Below are 15,456 nucleotides of genomic sequence, written 5' to 3' on the forward strand. Positions count from 1 at the left end.
CGCCGTCGTGCGGACGGCAGTCACCGTCGCGTGGACGACACCGATACGCGCGGAGGCCGCCCGAGCCAACAACTATATATCCGATCGGCTATACGTGCCAGCAAGCGCGGTGCACGACGTGATCCCGACTACACCCCGTTCGGATCGACTGCTGCTCGCCGTATCGTTCGCCTGTTTCGCCATCGCCGGCGTTACGCACGTCTCTACCGCGGGAATCGTACCGACGGCCGGTGCCACGATTCTCGCCGTCGCCGGCGTCTACGCCGCGGCGCGGTACGCCGACCGAGTGACGCGGGAGGCGCTCGCTCATCTGTCGCTCGCGTTCTGGATCGCCTTTCTCGCGATCGCGGGGATTCACGCGATCGGCCTCGAAACCGCCGCAGGGGCCGTCCCCGGACCGACGGAGACGCTCGTCCTCTCGCTGACCGCGGTCACGTGGGGAACGCTGTTCAGTGCCTGCTCGGCGACGGTGTTCCTTGGCTTTCGCGAGTACGGCGTCTCGACCGGCGTCGACGTCTCCGATGAGGTTCTCGACGGGGACACCTCCGACTACTCGACCCGATAACAGACCGCGATTCCCTCGTCCGGGGAAAACGACCGCCTCGAACGCGAATCGGCGGTGACGTGACAGAGGCAGCGTCCGTTCGTACTGGACCGTTCGAGGTGAATCACGAAGTGCTGGCTGGTCGATTCGGCGATCGATCCCGTTCGTGATCGGAGTGACGGTCGCGCTCGAGGACATTCTTTTTGACGCTTCGAATCGTCCGTTCGCTCGAAATGTCGGTCGACAATCCGCTCGTCGAGTACATCGATAACTTGGTGTACGAACCCACGCAGGTTCACGAACACGGAATCGATCTGACGGTCAGTGCCATCTACGAGGTCGCCGCACCGGGCCGGCTCGATTTCGGCGGCGACGAACTCGAGGACGCCGACCTCGAGCCGGTGCCGACGGAGCTTCGCAACCCGGACGACGAGTTCGGCTGGTGGAACCTCGATGGCGGACAGTACGTCGTCCAGCACAACGAGTTTCTGACCGACCTCGAGTCGCCGCTGTACCTCCAGCCGCGCAACGAACTTCTCGCGCGAGGGGGATCGCACCCGTCGATGCTGGTCGCCTCGCACCTCCCACTGGTGCCGCTTTCGGTCGCCGACGGCGGAATGCGGATCAAAGAGAACGCCCGGATTTCGACGCTGGTTCCGTTCGATTCGCCGACCGATCGATCCGGCTGACCGCCGTGGACGGGATTCAGACGGGAATCGGACGATCCGCCGAAACGCAGTCGACGCCGCGAAGTCCCAGCAGCGTCGCCGTCAGTTGCCGTTCGATCGACCACGCGTGTACCTCGAGGTCAACTGCCTTCGCCCGGGGAACGAGCCGCGTCGTCAGACACCGCCAGTAGTTCGCCCCGATGACGTCGCAGCCGAGTTCGACCGCGGTCGTCACCGGCGACGCGAGTCGACGGCTGACGAGCAGTCCCGTCGGCTGGGTGCGATCGAGTCCACGGATCCGGCGCAGTTCCGGTTCGAGAAAGGAGGTCGTGACGACCCGGTTTTCGACGTCGGCGATCACATCGAGGACGTCGGCGGCGATGCCGAGATCTTTCAACTCGAGGTTGACCTCAACGTCCGGCGGGACGGCGTCGAGCATCCCCTCGAGCGTCGGGATCCGCTCTTTGGAGTCGAGGACGGTGTAGCTCTCGAGCGTCTCGAAGGTTGTGTCGGCGACGAGGCCAGTACCGTCGGTGACGCGGTCGATCGTTTCGTCGTGGACGACGACGAGTTCGCCGGAGCCACACCGACGGACGTCGAACTCGACGGCGTCGGCGTACGTTGCGGCGGATCGAACGGCTTCGATCGTGTTCTCGGGCGAAACCGTGGCGAACCCTCGGTGGGCGATCAGACGCATCTGATTCGTGCAACGGACTCGAAAAGCCTTATACTGTCGGTCCAGCGGCTTCGATCGAATCGGTCGATCGAACGGGCGGCGACCGCGGAATCTGACGGCCGATCGCGACGGTCGACCGTAGTATCCAAACCTTTTAGCAAGTACTCTTAAACGGGTACCGTGACTACAACGGCACGAGTGCGCCGCCTAATGCACGACTCATCTCCCTTCAAACGATGTTCGCTGTGGTGACAGTCGATGAGTGAACCGGTGGAGGAACCGATCGAAATCCTGCTCGTAGAGGACAATCCGGGTGACGTCCGACTCACCCGGGAAGCGTTCAAGGAACTCTCCGTCGACGTCGAGCTGTGCGTCGCTACCGACGGCAAGGAAGCGCTCGATCTGCTCAGCGAGCGACGCGACGTCCGCCCCGCGTCCGTCCCAGATCTCGTGCTCCTCGACCTCAATCTACCCCGAATGGACGGCTTCGAATTCCTCCGGAAGATCGAGGAGATGCCACCGTTCGGCCAACTTCCCGTTCTCATACTGACCAGTTCGACGGCCTCGGAGGACGTGCTCGAAAGCTACGACCTCGCCGCAAATGCGTACCTCACCAAACCGACCGGCCCCGACGAGTACACGTCGATGGTTCGTTCGGTGGTGAACTTCTGGTTCGAACACGCGACGCTCCCGTCGATCGCGACGTGACCTGCGGGTTCCGCCCGATCGACCCCGCAATTGATTCCGTCGGCCGTTGCAGCCTCTCCCATGGAGAGACAGACCGCGTTCGACGTCGACTTCGACGGAACCGTCGCCGTAATCACCGGTGCGAGCGGCGCGCTCGGTAGCGCAGCCGTAGACCGCTTTCGGGAGGCGAATGCGACCGTCTGCGCCGTCGACGTCGTCGAACCCGACGACGAGGACAGTCTGCTCGAGATCGACGGATCCGACGTCGTCTTTTACGAGGCGGATCTGACCGACCCTGACGACGTCTCGACGCTGATCGAGGAGGTCGTCGCCGATCACGGCCGGATCGACCACCTGCTGAACGTCGCTGGAACCTGGCGCGGCGGCGATCCGATCGAGGAAACCGACCTCGAGGAGTTCGAGGGACTCCTCGAAGTAAACCTGAAGACGGCGTTTCTGGCCTCCAAGCACGCCCTTCCCCACCTCCAGGAGTCGGCCGGATCGATCGTCAGCGTCAGCGCCCGGTCCTCGCTCGAGGGCGGCGAAGGCGACGGCCCCTACCGGATCACGAAAGCGGGCATCCGGCTGTTGACGGAGACGCTCGCCGAGGAAAATCGCGGTACCGTTCGAGCCAACTGCGTGATGCCGAGCGTGATCGACACGCCGATGAACCGGGAGATGATGCCCGACGCCGATCACGACTCGTGGGTCGACCCGGCCGAGATCGCCGACGTGATGGCGTTTCTCTGCAGCGACGGCGCGACCGTGACCAGCGGCGCGGCCGTGCCAGTGTACGGCGAGGCCTGATACGGTCTGCTGTGCGTCGTACCGGTGCAACCGGAACCCGTTCGCGGCCACCACGCCCACCGCGCCCAGTGGTACCACACCGGATATAATCACTTGCGTGGAGATATATACGCAACTACCGGGAACGGTTATACGGGAGCGCGGAGTGGACCTCGGTAGCGATGCAGTCGAGAGAGCGCGTTCAACCCGAACGGGTCGAACCGGTACCGGACGAGCTCGAGTCGGCGCAGGCGAAGCTCGTCTACATCTACCTCGAGGTCGCGGATGGGGCGACGGTGGACGAGCTGTCTCGAGCGCTGACGATGAAGAAAATCGACGTGCTGAGCGTGCTGAACTCGCTAATCGCCGACGGATTCGTCGAGAAAACCGACGCGGCGTACGTCGTCGGTTCGTGACGTCGCCGTCGTGCTGTGAGCGTCCTCGGCCGGCGAGTTGTAATCCGATGCCGGTCGGCGAGCCGTGAGTTCGCTTCGACCGGCTCGGCTTCCTGCTCGAACGGTGAGGTGACGGCCGCGGGGAGACCGCCGGCGCGCCGCCTTTGGTCGCGGTTCGGCGGACGTCACACCGGTCAGATTGGTGAATCGGACGTCTCTCGTACGGCCCGCTGTCCGTCACTGCCGACCCAACCGCGGAGACGGTTCGCGGGTACGCCGGTGGGTCGCCACACTAATCCATGTCAGAACGTCTGGAGGTAGCGGTCGAGTTCCCACTGGGAGACGTCGACGAGGTACTCCTCGAACTCCGTGGATTTGGCCTCGACGAACTTCGGCGCGACGTGTTCGCCGAGCGCCTCGTAGATCACCGGATCCTCCTCGAGGGCGTCGACGGCTTCGCCGAGGTTCGTCGGCAGCGTGTCGATGCCGTACTCCTCGCGCTTTGTTTCGTCGAACTCGTAGATGTTCTCGCGGACCGGATCCGGACACTCGAGGTCTTGCTCGATACCCTCGAGCCCGGCGTGGATCATGACGGCGAACGCGAGGTAGGGGTTACACGACGGGTCCGGCGAGCGCAGTTCGATGCGCGACGCCGCCGGCACGCGGGCCGCCGGTTTACGGACGAGCGCCGAGCGGTTGCGGTCGGACCAGGCGACGTACACCGGCGCTTCGTAGCCGGGCACCAGGCGCTTGTAGCTGTTGACCGTCGGATTTGCGATCGCCGTGATCGCCGGCGCGTGCTCGAGGACCCCCGCGAGGTAGGAGTGGGCGGTGTCGCTCAGGTTGAACTCGTCGGTCTCGTCGTGGAAGGCGTTCTCGCCGTCTTCGGTCAGCAGGGACTGGTGAGTGTGCATGCCCGAGCCGTTGATCTTGGGGATCGGTTTGGGCATGAACGTCGCGTGGAGGTCGTGCTGGGCGGCGATGGCGCGGACGACGGTGCGGAAGGTGGCGACGTTGTCGGCAGTCGTCAGCGCGTCGTCGTACTCGAAGTTGATCTCGTACTGGCCGCGGGCGACCTCGTGGTGGCTGGCTTCGATCTCGAAGCCCATCTCCTCTAAGCCGTCGATGATGTCCCGGCGGACGTCCGAGGCGAGGTCTTTCGGCGCGAGATCGAAGTAACCGCCGTGATCGGCCGTCTCGGTGGTCGCGTGACCGTCCTCGTCCTCCTTGAACATGAAAAACTCCGGTTCGGGCGCGAAGTTGACCGTATAGCCCATCTCTTCGGCGCGCTCGAGGGCGTTTTTGAGGACGCGACGCGGGTCGCCCTCGAACGGTTCGCCGGAGGAGGTGTCGTAGACGTCACAGATCATCCGCGCGGCGGCGCTGTTTTCTTTCTGCCTCCACGGGAGGATCGCGAACGTCTCCGGATCCGGAACGAGACGCATGTCCGACTCCTGAATGCGCACGAAGCCCTCGATCGACGACCCGTCGAAGTAGATCCCCTCGGTGAACGCCTTCTCGGCCTGACGCGCCGGCACCGAGACGTTCTTCACCGTCCCCAGAATGTCCGTAAACTGCAGCCGGAGGAAGTCCACGTCTTCGGACTCGATTTCGTCCAGTACGTCCTGTTCTTTCGACGTTAGGTTTCCGTTCGTCATCGGATTCTCGAATAAACCATTGGGTTGTGCTAATAAATCGGTGGTGCTATTGGCGAATATGACTGTGATCGGGCTAATCAGTGGGCGCTCGAGCAAATTACTTCCTCCAAGTGCGGTCGAGGTTGACAATTCGGATTCTATTCGAGGAAAATGTGGCCGAACGTGGAGTCTCGTCCGCCAGTGTATTCGACGCTGCACGAAATTTCGGCCGCTGGTTCGTCTCAGCCGAGTCGGAGGACGCGAACGCTGACCGAAGTGGCGTCCAGGGGATCGGTCGGCCGTGAGCGTTCCTCGAAGAGATGGTCCGGTCGGTAGCGTGCCATCGCGGTTGTGGCCGAGAGAGAGACGGCGAGGTTCGCCCGCCAGACGCGGGCGGATCGGCGGATCAGTCGCTGCCAGGGGTTGCCGGGAGAGTCACGAGTCGGCCGTTTGTCGATCATCGTTTCACAGACCGGACACCCGTATGCGACCGACCGTCCGCGCGAGCTCAGGACCCAGTCCCCGTCGATGGGGCTCGCGTGACCGCACTCCCAGCAAAACAGCGTCGACTTTCGGAGACCTCGCTCGTCGTCGTTCGTCGTGGGACCAGTCATCGTCGAGGGTACGTGGCCCACCGATAAATCCTCTGTCCACGGCGATCGATCATCACAGTCGTCGTTCGAGAAACGGGTGAATCCGGAGAGAAACGCCGGAATATGTCGGTTTACCGGGCGTCCTCGATCGCGTCGATTGCGCCGGGGTTTTCGATGCTGCTCAGATCGCCGAGGTCGTCGCCCGCGTAGGCCGCTTCGATCGCCCGCCGAACGATCTTTCCGGACTGGGTCTTGGGGAACTCGTCGACGAACAACACCTCGCGGGGACGAAACGGTTTGCCGAGTTCCGCGCCGACCCGTTCGCGCAGTTGCTCGCCCAACGCGTCAGTTTCTTCGTGGCCCTCCTCGAGGACGACGTAGGCGACGACCGCCGTTCCCGTCGTCTCGTCCGGTACGCCGACCGCCGCAGCCTGGTTGACGGCGTCGTGATCGATGAGCGCGCCCTCGACTTCGGCCGGTCCGACCTTCCGACCGGCGACGTTCAACGCGTCGTCGGCGCGGCCGTGGAGGAACCAGAAGCCGTCGGCGTCCACCTGGGCCCAGTCGCCGTGGTTCCAGACGTCCTCGAACGTCGACCAGTACTCCTCGAGGTACCGTTCGTCGCCCGACCACAGCGACTTCGTCATCGACGGGCAGGACGAACGGGCCACGAGGAGTCCGCGCTCGTTGTCGGCTGCGACCGAGTTTCCGTCGCGGTCGACGACGTCGATATCCATTCCGAGTCCGGGGCCGCCGAGCGTACAGGGTTTGAGCGGCTGGCTCGGCATCGGCATCAGGAAACAGCCGCAGATCTCGGTGCCGCCGGAGATGTTGACGATCGGGCACTCCCCGCCGCCGACGCGCTCGTAGAACCACCGCCAGGAGTCGGGGTCCCAGGGTTCGCCGGTCGAGCCGAGGATCCGCAGCGACGAGAGGTCGTGATCCGAGAGCCACTCGTCGCCGCGTTTCCGAAGCGCTCGGATCGCCGTCGGCGAGACGCCGAGCTGCGTGAGCCCGTGACGGTCGATCATCGACCAGAGGCGATCCGGCGTCGGGTAGTCGGGCGCGCCCTCGTAGACGAAGACCGTTCCGCCGAACGTGTGCACCCCGATCAGCGTCCAGGGTCCCATCATCCAGCCGATGTCGGACACCCAGAAAAAGCGATCCGCCGGCTTGAGGTCCATCCCGAAGTGTACCTCCTTGGCGCACTGGACCTGCACGCCAGCGTGCGTGTGAACGATTCCCTTCGGCTCGCCCGTGGTCCCGGACGAGTACAGCAGCATCGATTCCCGGCTCGAGTCGAGCGACTTCGTCTCGTACTCGTCGTCGGCCGCCTCGACGGCGTCGGTCCACCACTCGTCGCGATCGTCGTACCACGGAACGTCGACGTCGGACGACGGGTCTGCCGGTTCGGCTTCCGCTCCGCTCGAAGAGCGACGCGGCCCGCTCCCCAGTCGGTCGAGAACGATCGCGTGCTCGAGGCACCCCGCCTGGGCGATCGCCTCGTCTGCGGTCTCTTTCAGCGGGATCGGTTCGCCGCGCCGGAGGAAGCCGTCGGCGGTGAACAACACCGAGGGCTCGGCGTCAGCGAGCCTGGTCGCGACCGCGTCGGTACCGAATCCCGAGAAGATCGGCACCGCGATCGCGCCGACCGCGAAACAGCCGTAGAGAATCGGGACGACGGCCGGCACCATCGGCACGTAGAGCGCGACCGTGTCGCCGGTTTCGACGCCGCGGGCCTCCAGAGCGTTCGCCACCTGGTTCGTCCGGTGGCGTAGCTCGTAGTAGGTCAACTCTCGTATCTCGCCGTCTTCGCCCTCCCAGAGGACCGCAACCGCGTTGCGTCGCTCGGCGTCGACGGCCGCGTGGCGGTCGACGACGTTGTGGGCGACGTTGAGTTTTCCGCCGGGATACCAGTCGGTGAACTGCGGTCCGTCGCCGTCGTCGCGGACCGCGTCGTAGGGCTCGTCGAACTCGATCCCGAGGTAGTCGACGACCTCGTCCCAGAACCACTCGAGGCCCGACTCCTCGACGCCGTCGATTTCGGTCGTCGTGCGCTCGATGAGTTCCTCGTACTCCTCGATGCCGTACTCCTGCATGAACGCGTAGACGTTCGTCGACTCGACGAACGCCCGGTCGGGTTCGTGGACGATCTCGTCCAGTTCCTCGAGGCTGGGCGCTGCTCCCATGGTCGCCGGTACGACGGTCGCCGTCATCAAACGCCGGGTCGGGTACCTTTTGGTCGCTCGCGGCGACGTGCGAGTGTGGACGCGAACCAGCGAACTCGAGCCAACCCGTTCAACATGGACGAGGCGTGTCGAAACTGTCCCGCGCTCTGTGAGACGCGCACGACCGTCGTCCACGGCTACGGCGACGTCGGCGCCGACTTCCTGTTCGTCGGCGAGCGACCCACGCCGGGGGCCGACGAGACGGGAGTGCCGTTCGTCGACTTCGATGGCGGGGAGGACGGGACCGAAGACGGGGAGGACTGCGGAAACGACCGAAAACCGGGCGGTGCCCACTCGAGCGACGGCCTGCGACGACTCCTCGAGCGGCTCGGACTCTGCGACGTCACGTCGCCGACCGACCGGCCGGTTCTCGAGAACGTCTACCTGACGAACCTCACGCGGTGTCGCGATCCGGCGCGACCGCCGACCGACGAGGAGATCGACAACTGCGAGCCGTACCTCAACGCCGAGATCAGGATGATCAACCCCGAAGTGTTGATCCCGGTCGGCGAGCGGGCGCTCGCGGAGATTGCGACGGAGTACACGACGACTCCGGCCGACGACCTCGCGCTCGCCGAGGCGCACGCGACGACGATCCGGGGGCGCGGTTTCGCCCTCGTCCCGATGATCGACCCGCGCGAGCAGACCGACGCGCAGTCACAGGCGTGGCTCGAGCACTTCGCACAGCTGATGGCCACCGACTACCGACAGACGAAAGGGCGTCGGAAACGGTAGCTCGGAACCACCCCTTCCCTACCAGTACGGATTCTTCCGCCATCGCTTCGATCGCGCGCCCAGCGCGGCTAGCCCGACGACCACGAGGGCCGTGACGGCGAGCGTTCCGACCACGGGTACGAGCAGTTCACCCGACGGCTCGACCAGCACTCCGAAGACGAGGCCGTAGACGCCCACGAGTGCGAGACAGCCGATCGTGGCGACGCCGACGGCGGCGACCGTTCGACCGTGCATACGTCCGTCGTCCGCTTCCAGCGTCATAATCTGTACGGGTTCGCCCCGAGAGTCCAGGGCCACTCGGGAAGCGGCCTCGGTTCGGTCGGCTCGCCACGAGTGCCGCCGGTTTCGTGCGGGCTCGTGCTTTCGACCGAACCGGTCCCGGCGGTCGAAAAGCGCCGCGTTCAAGGTCCGGGCCGACGGAGTAGCGAGCATGCTCGTCGTCGTTCCCGTCGATCCGCCCTCGGAAGGGGTCGTCCTTTCGTCGCTCGTCGAGACGACGTCGGTGACCGAGAGCGAGGCCGTCGCCCTTTACGAGGCCGCCGTCGCGGACGTTCTCCGGGCCGTCGACGCGAGCGGCGGCGACCTGCTACTCAACTACCGCGACCGTGAGACGATGCCCGATGGTGCCGTTCCGTCCGACGCCGACCCGGAAGCTGCGGTGCGTGCGCTCGCGACCGACGCCCTCGGAGACGTCGAGGGCGTCCGGTTCGAGCGCCAGGTCGGCTCGAGCCGATCGGCGCGGGTCGGCAACACCGTCACGCACCTGCTGGAGCGCGAGGACGCCGGAACGGTCGGCGTGCTCGAGCCGACGGTTCCGCTGGTCGGCCGGGCGGAGATCGACGCTGCGTCGATGTCGCTTCGTCGCTACGACGTCGTTATCGGGCCGTCCTCGGGCGGACGGACGTACTTCGCGGGATTCACCGAGCCGATCGACTTCACCGACGTCTACGAGGGAGTCGCCCTCTCGACGCTCGCAGGCCGGGCCGGCGACGCGGGGCTGGATCTGGGGTTCAGCCCGTTTCTCCCGACCGTGACGAGCGAGTCGGGACTGTGTGCGACACTCGCGGAGATCGAAGCGCGACGCGTCGCCGAGCGGCCGGGAGCGGAGGCGACCGCTGCGGTCGTCGACGACCTTGGGCTCGGCGTCGGATCCGAGGGGGCGCTCGAGCGAGCGAAAGACCGATAACCATTTTTGAACGCGTCGGGAACGAGTAGGTGAGGTGGGGTGGCAGAGCGGCCTAACGCGCCTGCCTTGAGAGCAGGTGGCTGGAAAGCCTCATGGGTTCAAATCCCATCCCCACCGTTTTCCGTGACCGACCGCGACGAGCGAAGCGAGGATTGCATCGGGTTCAGCTCCCACCCTCGGGCTTTTGCAACGGTTCCGTTCGCCTCCGCTCGTAGAACCGTGTGAAACCTCAGTTCGAAAAAACGGGCGAGAGAAACGAAGCGCGGACGACGTCGTCGAACCGTTTCGTACGGTCTGTCGTGACGATTTACCGGTGCGACCGCAGGACGGTCGCGGTCGTACCGGTAACGACTTTCAACAGTCCGTATCAGGCCGTGGTTTCGCTCGAGTCGATGCCGTTGATGCGGACGAACCCGTAGTCACACGACGGACAGTGCCACTTGACTTTCTCGCCGAGGTGGAGCGTCGTGCTCGCGGCGCGGTAGAAGGTCACGTCCCCGCAGTTCGGACACTCGTGGTCGAGTTCGAGAGCCATACGCGGCGATAACGAGTCCAGCGAGTTTAACTTACTGATTTCACCACCGGGCGGGGTCGCCGGCCGCGACGCGGCCGGTGTCGAGTCCGTCGCTCGAGGACGGGGACGCGACCGCGGAGATGCCGTGGGTGCATCGGAGTTAAGTTCCGACTCGTCCTCGAGGGTCGTATGACGATTTACACCGGTCGCGGCGACGACGGAGAGACGGACCTCCGGGACATGACCCGCGTCTCGAAGACCGACCCTCGAATCGAAGCCTACGGGACCGTCGACGAACTCAACGCGCTGATCGGAACCGTCCGCCCGACGGATCACGACGACGTCGACGAGCGGTTGCGAGCGATTCAGAACCACCTGCACGTCGTCCAGGCCGATTTCGCGAACCCCGATCCCGACGACGGCGATCCGGCCGTCGACGCGAGTCACGTCGAAGCCGTCGAGGAGTGGATCGACACCTACGACGAGGAACTCGAGCCGCTCACCTCGTTCGTGCTGCCGACGGGAAGCGAGACGGGAGCGAGGTTGCACCACGCTCGAGCCGTCTGCCGGCGCGCCGAACGCCGAGCGGTTTCGCTCGCGGCGGACGAACGAATCAACGAGCGAGCGGTCCAGTACTTGAACCGGCTGTCGGACGGACTGTTCACGCTCGCTCGCGTGATCAACCAGCGCGAAGACGCTCGCGAGGAGTCGCCGGAGTACTGAGACGGATTGCTGTAACTGTGTACCGGAGCGACCGCGGGACGGCGACCGGTCGCTCCGGAAGTGACTTACAGTAAACCGTATGAGACGGCCCGCTGTACCCGTATCCCGATACGACCGCCGACCGTTCGCGGGTGCGCTGGAACTGCCGACCGACAAACCGCACGGTTTCGCGTCTCGGCCCGCGACCGAGTGTCCCTCGAGGCGCTCTTCGTCCCTGGAGGGCGGTCGCCGCGAGGGCGACGAAACCGTCGAACGCTCTCGGATCTCACGCCACAGCGACCCGTCGCGGTCTGCTAGCGATTAGTTTAAATGTGGACGGGCGGACGTACCACGTATGACCGAGGAACAAGAGGCCGAGCTCGAGGAGCAGGCCGATGACGTCGATGAGGAAGTAGACGACGACGGACTGCAGGCCGGCGATTTCGTCGAGATCGAGTACACCGCCTACACCGTCGAAGGCGAGCAGCTGGTCGACACGACCGATCCCGACGTCGCCGAGGAGGAGGGCGTCGACGCCCAGGGCCAGGAGTTCAAGCCACGAACGATCACGCTCGGCGAGGGACACATCTTCGACGGCGTCGAGGAAGCGATCCTCGGCAGCGAAGCGGGCGACTCCGGCACCGTGACGATTTCCGCCGAAGACGCCTTCGGCGAGTACGATCCCGACAACGTCGAGACCGTCAGCGCCGAAAAGATCGACGAGGACGACCGCCACCCCGGCGCGAACGTCCAGATCGACGGTCGGCAGGGATACATCAGCACGATCATCGGCGGCCGCGCCCGCGTCGACTTCAACCACCCGCTCGCGGGTGAGGACGTCGAGTACGAGTACGAAATCGTCGACCTGGTCGACGACCGCGAGGCCCAGGCGGCCGGACTCTTCGAGATGTACCTCGGCGTCGAGCCCGACCTCTGGATCGAGACCGACGAGGTCGAAGAGGAGGTTCCCGTCGAACCCGACGACGAAGCCGAAGACGACGAAGCCGAAGACGACGAGGACGAACCCGCCGAACCGGAGTTCGAAACCGAGGTCGTCGAGAAAGAGACCCTCTATCTCGAGGCGACGCCCCAGATGACGATGAACCAGCAGTGGATGTTCTCCAAGCAACAGATCGCCCAGGACGTCATCGAAAAGATCGACGTCGACCGGGTCATCGTCCAGGAAGTCATCGACGGCATGGGCGGGATGGGCATGCCCGGCATGATGGGCGGCATGGGTGGCATGGGCGGCGGCGACATCGAGGACGCACTCGAAGACGCCGACGTCGACGCCGACGAGATCGTCGAAGAGCTCGAGGGCGTCGAAGAGTAAGCCGCGGCTCGGTCGGTTTCACTCCGGTGGCGATCGCGTCGAGCGGATGTCGCTCGAGCTCTGTTATTCGTCCGCGGCCGGCAGCGTAAACGAGACGGTCGTCCCCTCGCCGGGTTCGGCGTCGATCCAGATCTCGCCGCCGTGGCGTTCGACGATTCGCTCACACAGCGCCAGCCCGATGCCGGTCCCCGGGTGTTCGTCGTGGGTGTGGAGCCGTTCGAACACGTCGAAAATTCGCTCGGCGTCGTCGGGATCGATGCCGATCCCCTCGTCGCGCACCGAGATCACCCACTCGTCGTCGCGTCCGTCGGCCGAGACGTGAATCCGCGGCGGCTCGTCGCCGCTGTACTCGATCGCGTTGTCCAGCAGATTCTGGAACACCTGTCGCAGCTGGCTGGCGTCGCCCTCGACGCGCGGGAGCGAGTCGGCCGTGATCTCGGCGTTGCTCTCGACGATCCGCACCTCGAGATCCGCGCGGACGTCGTCGAGAACGTCGTCGAGATCGACCGTCTCGAACGGATCACCCCGCGTCTCGACGCGCGAGTACGCGAGTAGGCCGTCGATCATCGAGCGCATTCGTTCCGCGCCGTCGATCGCGAACCCGAGAAACTCGCGGCCGTCGTCGTCGAGGCGGTCGCCGTATCGTCGCTCGAGCAACTGGAGGTAGCTCGAGATCATTCGCAACGGCTCCTGGAGGTCGTGCGAGGCGGCGTAGGCGAACTGCTCGAGACGTCTGGTTTCGGCGCGCAACTCCTCGACGTACTCCTGGCGCTCGAAGTGAAACTTCACGAGCGTGGCGAGCGTGTCGATCAGCTCCTGTTCCTCCGGGAGAAACGGATCGCTGTCCGGAGTCGGAGCGGACTCGAGACAGCCGACGTCGATCGCGATCAGCGTGCCGTTTGCCGTTCGGGTGAGGGCGGTGAGCGACCGGTCGAGTGGTTCGTACTCGTCCGACGTCGCCTCGTGCTCGCCGATCGAGACGCGCGCGACGGTGGACGACGGGTACTGAAACGAACGCGGAAGCTGCTCGACGAGCTCTTGTAGCAGTTCGTCGACGGGCTGATCGCCGGGCTCGAGCAGGTTCGTCGCGAGTCGAACGATCGCCAGTTCCTTTTCGCGCTCCTCGAGTTCACGTTTGCGTCGCTCGGCTAGCTCTTTCAGATCGGTGATGTCCGTCGCCGTCACGACGACCTGCTCCGGTGTCCCCTCGTCGTCGGCGATCGGCGTCGCGTTGATCGAGAGCCACCGCTGTTGGCCGCCCGGCGGATCTATCAGGATCTCCTGATCGTGGAGGGGCTCGCCCGACTCGAAGACGCGACCCGCGGGGCGCTGGTCGATCGAAAGGAGGTCTCCGGCCTCGTCGAACATGTCCCGTTGACCCGCTCCGTACTCGGAGACGTCCTCGGGGGAAACGTCGAGGAGCTCCGCCATGCGTTCGTTCGCACGGCTCGTCGAGCCGTCCCGGTTCACGACCGCGATACCGACCGGACTCGTCTGCAGGATTCGTTCGATCAGATCGCGTTCGCGCTGGAGCTTCTGTTCCCGTTCTCGGCGATCGGTCATGTCGCGCGTGACTTTCGCGTAGCCCTGTAGTTCGCCGTCTTCCCGGATGGCGGTGATCGTCGCGTTCGCCCAGAACGTCGATCCGTCGGCGCGGACGCGCCAGCCTTCGTCCTCGACAGCACCCGTCTCGCGGGCTTTCGTCAGGTTTCGCTCCGGGACGCCCGCGTCCCGATCCTCGGACGTGTAGAACAGCGACACGTGCTCGCCGATGACCTCTTCGGGTTCGTACCCCTTGATTCGCTCTGCGCCCTCGTTCCAGCTGACGACGGTTCCGTCCGCATCGAGCATGAAGATCGCGTACTCCTCGACCGCATCGACCAGCGACCGAAACCGGCGTTCGCTCGCTCGCCGGGCCCGCTCCGACTCCTTTCGATCGGTGACGTCGTAGTAGAGTTCGACCCGACCGCCGGCGTATCGACCGGATTCGATCGGTTTGCTCCGGTGTTCGAGCCACCGCTCCCGGCGGCTCTGGCCCGCGGTGATCCGACACTCGAAGCGTTCGACGTACGTGTTGTCGTCGTAGGTCGCCAGCACGGTCTCCGCGAACGCGTCGGGGTCGGCGACGCGATCGCGAATCGTCTCGTCGATGACCGCGCGCTTGCTCCGACCGACGACCTCGGATCCATCGATTCCGAAGAACGTTTCGGCCGTTTCGTCGATCCAGACGACGTCGAAGGACTCGTCGAGGACGAACACGCCGACGTCCGCCTCGTCGATCACCGACGTGATCGATTCGGTCGTCTCCCAGAGCGACGGGACGTCGCCGCGGTCGGCGGCCGGTTCCCGGGCGCTCTGGACGACGTTGAGCGTTCCGCGGAACTCGCCGTCGGTGGTGAGAACGGTGGTTCGAATCTCGAGGTGGAGACGATCGCTATCCGCGGTCTCGATCGACAGACCGATCGTACCGTCGGCGTCGTCCTCTCGTCGAGCGACGACCTCGCGCTCGAATCTGTCGACACCTCGATCGTCGACGAACGTCGACAGCGGTCCGCCGACGAGCGCGTCCCGGTCGTACCCCGTTCGTTCGAGAAACGCGTCGTTGACGTCGACGACGCGACCGTCGGCGTCGAGTCTGAAGACGCCGTCGTCGACCGACTCGGACACCGCCCGATAACACCGGCGGGCCACGTCGCCGTCGACGTCCGGCCCGCGTTCCCCGTCGGCGGTCCGCGCTCGGTCGGCCATACGGGTTGACTCGGGTGTGAATCC

16 protein-coding genes and 1 tRNA gene are annotated in these 15,456 nt (G+C 65.2%); 10 read left to right on the top strand and 7 right to left on the bottom strand.

Annotated elements, in window-relative coordinates:
• Nucleotides 1-118: 118 nt before the first annotated feature.
• Both EA472_RS16350 and EA472_RS16355 read left to right on the top strand, forming a co-directional pair.
• Nucleotides 119-565, top strand: coding sequence for a hypothetical protein (locus EA472_RS16350; RefSeq protein WP_394341351.1), 447 nt, complete (start codon nucleotides 119-121; stop codon nucleotides 563-565).
• A gap of 212 nt (nucleotides 566-777) precedes the next feature.
• On the top strand, nucleotides 778-1,233 hold the full coding sequence (locus EA472_RS16355) for a dCTP deaminase (protein WP_124192590.1): 456 nt from the start codon (nucleotides 778-780) through the stop codon (nucleotides 1,231-1,233).
• Between the two features lie 16 nt (nucleotides 1,234-1,249).
• Here EA472_RS16355 and EA472_RS16360 read toward each other — a convergent pair whose 3' ends face one another.
• Nucleotides 1,250-1,909 carry a glycerophosphodiester phosphodiesterase gene (locus tag EA472_RS16360; protein ID WP_124192591.1) on the bottom strand — a complete coding sequence of 220 codons (660 nt, stop codon included), beginning with the start codon at nucleotides 1,907-1,909 and terminating at the stop codon, nucleotides 1,250-1,252.
• Between the two features lie 237 nt (nucleotides 1,910-2,146).
• Between EA472_RS16360 and EA472_RS16365 the strand changes: the two genes are divergently transcribed.
• The 3 genes from EA472_RS16365 (at nucleotide 2,147) to EA472_RS16375 (ending at nucleotide 3,777) form a co-directional block, all read left to right on the top strand.
• Nucleotides 2,147-2,596: a response regulator gene (locus tag EA472_RS16365; RefSeq protein WP_124192592.1), complete on the top strand. Its 450-nt coding sequence runs from the start codon at nucleotides 2,147-2,149 to the stop codon at nucleotides 2,594-2,596.
• Between the two features lie 60 nt (nucleotides 2,597-2,656).
• Complete coding sequence (locus tag EA472_RS16370; RefSeq protein ID WP_124192593.1) at nucleotides 2,657-3,382, top strand: SDR family oxidoreductase; 726 nt, start codon at nucleotides 2,657-2,659, stop codon at nucleotides 3,380-3,382.
• A gap of 161 nt (nucleotides 3,383-3,543) precedes the next feature.
• Complete coding sequence (locus tag EA472_RS16375; protein ID WP_124192594.1) at nucleotides 3,544-3,777, top strand: MarR family transcriptional regulator; 234 nt, start codon at nucleotides 3,544-3,546, stop codon at nucleotides 3,775-3,777.
• A 281-nt stretch (nucleotides 3,778-4,058) separates the two neighbouring features.
• Here the strand turns inward: EA472_RS16375 and glnA are convergent, their stop codons facing one another.
• From glnA to EA472_RS16390, 3 genes are all read right to left on the bottom strand, one after another.
• A complete protein-coding gene (gene glnA, locus EA472_RS16380) occupies nucleotides 4,059-5,414 on the bottom strand; it encodes a type I glutamate--ammonia ligase (protein WP_124192595.1) in 1,356 nt (451 codons plus the stop codon).
• A 221-nt stretch (nucleotides 5,415-5,635) separates the two neighbouring features.
• The gene (locus EA472_RS16385; RefSeq protein ID WP_243637876.1) at nucleotides 5,636-6,007 is read right to left on the bottom strand and encodes a hypothetical protein; all 372 of its coding nucleotides are present in this window, start codon (nucleotides 6,005-6,007) and stop codon (nucleotides 5,636-5,638) included.
• Between the two features lie 110 nt (nucleotides 6,008-6,117).
• Nucleotides 6,118-8,175: an AMP-binding protein gene (locus EA472_RS16390; protein WP_124192596.1), complete on the bottom strand. Its 2,058-nt coding sequence runs from the start codon at nucleotides 8,173-8,175 to the stop codon at nucleotides 6,118-6,120.
• 75 nt (nucleotides 8,176-8,250) lie between these two features.
• Between EA472_RS16390 and EA472_RS16395 the strand changes: the two genes are divergently transcribed.
• Entirely contained in the window at nucleotides 8,251-8,949 is a 699-nt protein-coding gene (locus EA472_RS16395) for a uracil-DNA glycosylase (RefSeq protein ID WP_124192597.1), read from the top strand.
• Between the two features lie 18 nt (nucleotides 8,950-8,967).
• On the opposite strand, the gene EA472_RS16400 is transcribed toward EA472_RS16395, so the two are convergent.
• Complete coding sequence (locus EA472_RS16400) at nucleotides 8,968-9,183, bottom strand: hypothetical protein (RefSeq protein ID WP_124192598.1); 216 nt, start codon at nucleotides 9,181-9,183, stop codon at nucleotides 8,968-8,970.
• 196 nt (nucleotides 9,184-9,379) lie between these two features.
• On the opposite strand from EA472_RS16400, the gene EA472_RS16405 reads away from it, so the two are divergent.
• On the top strand, nucleotides 9,380-10,135 hold the full coding sequence (locus EA472_RS16405) for a hypothetical protein (RefSeq protein WP_124192599.1): 756 nt from the start codon (nucleotides 9,380-9,382) through the stop codon (nucleotides 10,133-10,135).
• Nucleotides 10,136-10,168: 33 nt separating this feature from the next.
• Nucleotides 10,169-10,252 (top strand) — tRNA-Ser (locus EA472_RS16410).
• Between the two features lie 250 nt (nucleotides 10,253-10,502).
• On the opposite strand, the gene EA472_RS22595 is transcribed toward EA472_RS16410, so the two are convergent.
• A complete protein-coding gene (locus EA472_RS22595; RefSeq protein ID WP_165874925.1) occupies nucleotides 10,503-10,670 on the bottom strand; it encodes a DUF7838 family putative zinc beta-ribbon protein in 168 nt (55 codons plus the stop codon).
• Between the two features lie 168 nt (nucleotides 10,671-10,838).
• On the opposite strand from EA472_RS22595, the gene EA472_RS16415 reads away from it, so the two are divergent.
• Nucleotides 10,839-11,372: a cob(I)yrinic acid a,c-diamide adenosyltransferase gene (locus EA472_RS16415; RefSeq protein WP_124192600.1), complete on the top strand. Its 534-nt coding sequence runs from the start codon at nucleotides 10,839-10,841 to the stop codon at nucleotides 11,370-11,372.
• Nucleotides 11,373-11,706: 334 nt separating this feature from the next.
• On the top strand, nucleotides 11,707-12,684 hold the full coding sequence (locus tag EA472_RS16420; RefSeq protein ID WP_124192601.1) for an FKBP-type peptidyl-prolyl cis-trans isomerase: 978 nt from the start codon (nucleotides 11,707-11,709) through the stop codon (nucleotides 12,682-12,684).
• Between the two features lie 63 nt (nucleotides 12,685-12,747).
• Here the strand turns inward: EA472_RS16420 and EA472_RS16425 are convergent, their stop codons facing one another.
• Complete coding sequence (locus EA472_RS16425) at nucleotides 12,748-15,432, bottom strand: PAS domain S-box protein (protein ID WP_124192602.1); 2,685 nt, start codon at nucleotides 15,430-15,432, stop codon at nucleotides 12,748-12,750.
• Nucleotides 15,433-15,456 lie beyond the last annotated feature (24 nt).

This window comes from Natrarchaeobius oligotrophus (genome assembly GCF_003841465.1).
In the GTDB taxonomy this organism is placed as follows: domain Archaea; phylum Halobacteriota; class Halobacteria; order Halobacteriales; family Natrialbaceae; genus Natrarchaeobius; species Natrarchaeobius oligotrophus.

Coding starts and splice junctions, on each gene's coding strand:
- EA472_RS16355 (WP_124192590.1), top strand. CDS start 778: ATGTCGGTCGACAATCCGCTCGTCGAGTACATCGATAACTTGGTGTAC.
- EA472_RS16360 (WP_124192591.1), bottom strand. CDS start 1,909: ATGCGTCTGATCGCCCACCGAGGGTTCGCCACGGTTTCGCCCGAGAAC.
- EA472_RS16365 (WP_124192592.1), top strand. CDS start 2,147: ATGAGTGAACCGGTGGAGGAACCGATCGAAATCCTGCTCGTAGAGGAC.
- EA472_RS16370 (WP_124192593.1), top strand. CDS start 2,657: ATGGAGAGACAGACCGCGTTCGACGTCGACTTCGACGGAACCGTCGCC.
- EA472_RS16375 (WP_124192594.1), top strand. CDS start 3,544: ATGCAGTCGAGAGAGCGCGTTCAACCCGAACGGGTCGAACCGGTACCG.
- glnA (WP_124192595.1), bottom strand. CDS start 5,414: ATGACGAACGGAAACCTAACGTCGAAAGAACAGGACGTACTGGACGAA.
- EA472_RS16385 (WP_243637876.1), bottom strand. CDS start 6,007: ATGACTGGTCCCACGACGAACGACGACGAGCGAGGTCTCCGAAAGTCG.
- EA472_RS16390 (WP_124192596.1), bottom strand. CDS start 8,175: ATGGGAGCAGCGCCCAGCCTCGAGGAACTGGACGAGATCGTCCACGAA.
- EA472_RS16400 (WP_124192598.1), bottom strand. CDS start 9,183: ATGCACGGTCGAACGGTCGCCGCCGTCGGCGTCGCCACGATCGGCTGT.
- EA472_RS16405 (WP_124192599.1), top strand. CDS start 9,380: ATGCTCGTCGTCGTTCCCGTCGATCCGCCCTCGGAAGGGGTCGTCCTT.
- EA472_RS22595 (WP_165874925.1), bottom strand. CDS start 10,670: ATGGCTCTCGAACTCGACCACGAGTGTCCGAACTGCGGGGACGTGACC.
- EA472_RS16415 (WP_124192600.1), top strand. CDS start 10,839: ATGACGATTTACACCGGTCGCGGCGACGACGGAGAGACGGACCTCCGG.
- EA472_RS16420 (WP_124192601.1), top strand. CDS start 11,707: ATGACCGAGGAACAAGAGGCCGAGCTCGAGGAGCAGGCCGATGACGTC.
- EA472_RS16425 (WP_124192602.1), bottom strand. CDS start 15,432: ATGGCCGACCGAGCGCGGACCGCCGACGGGGAACGCGGGCCGGACGTC.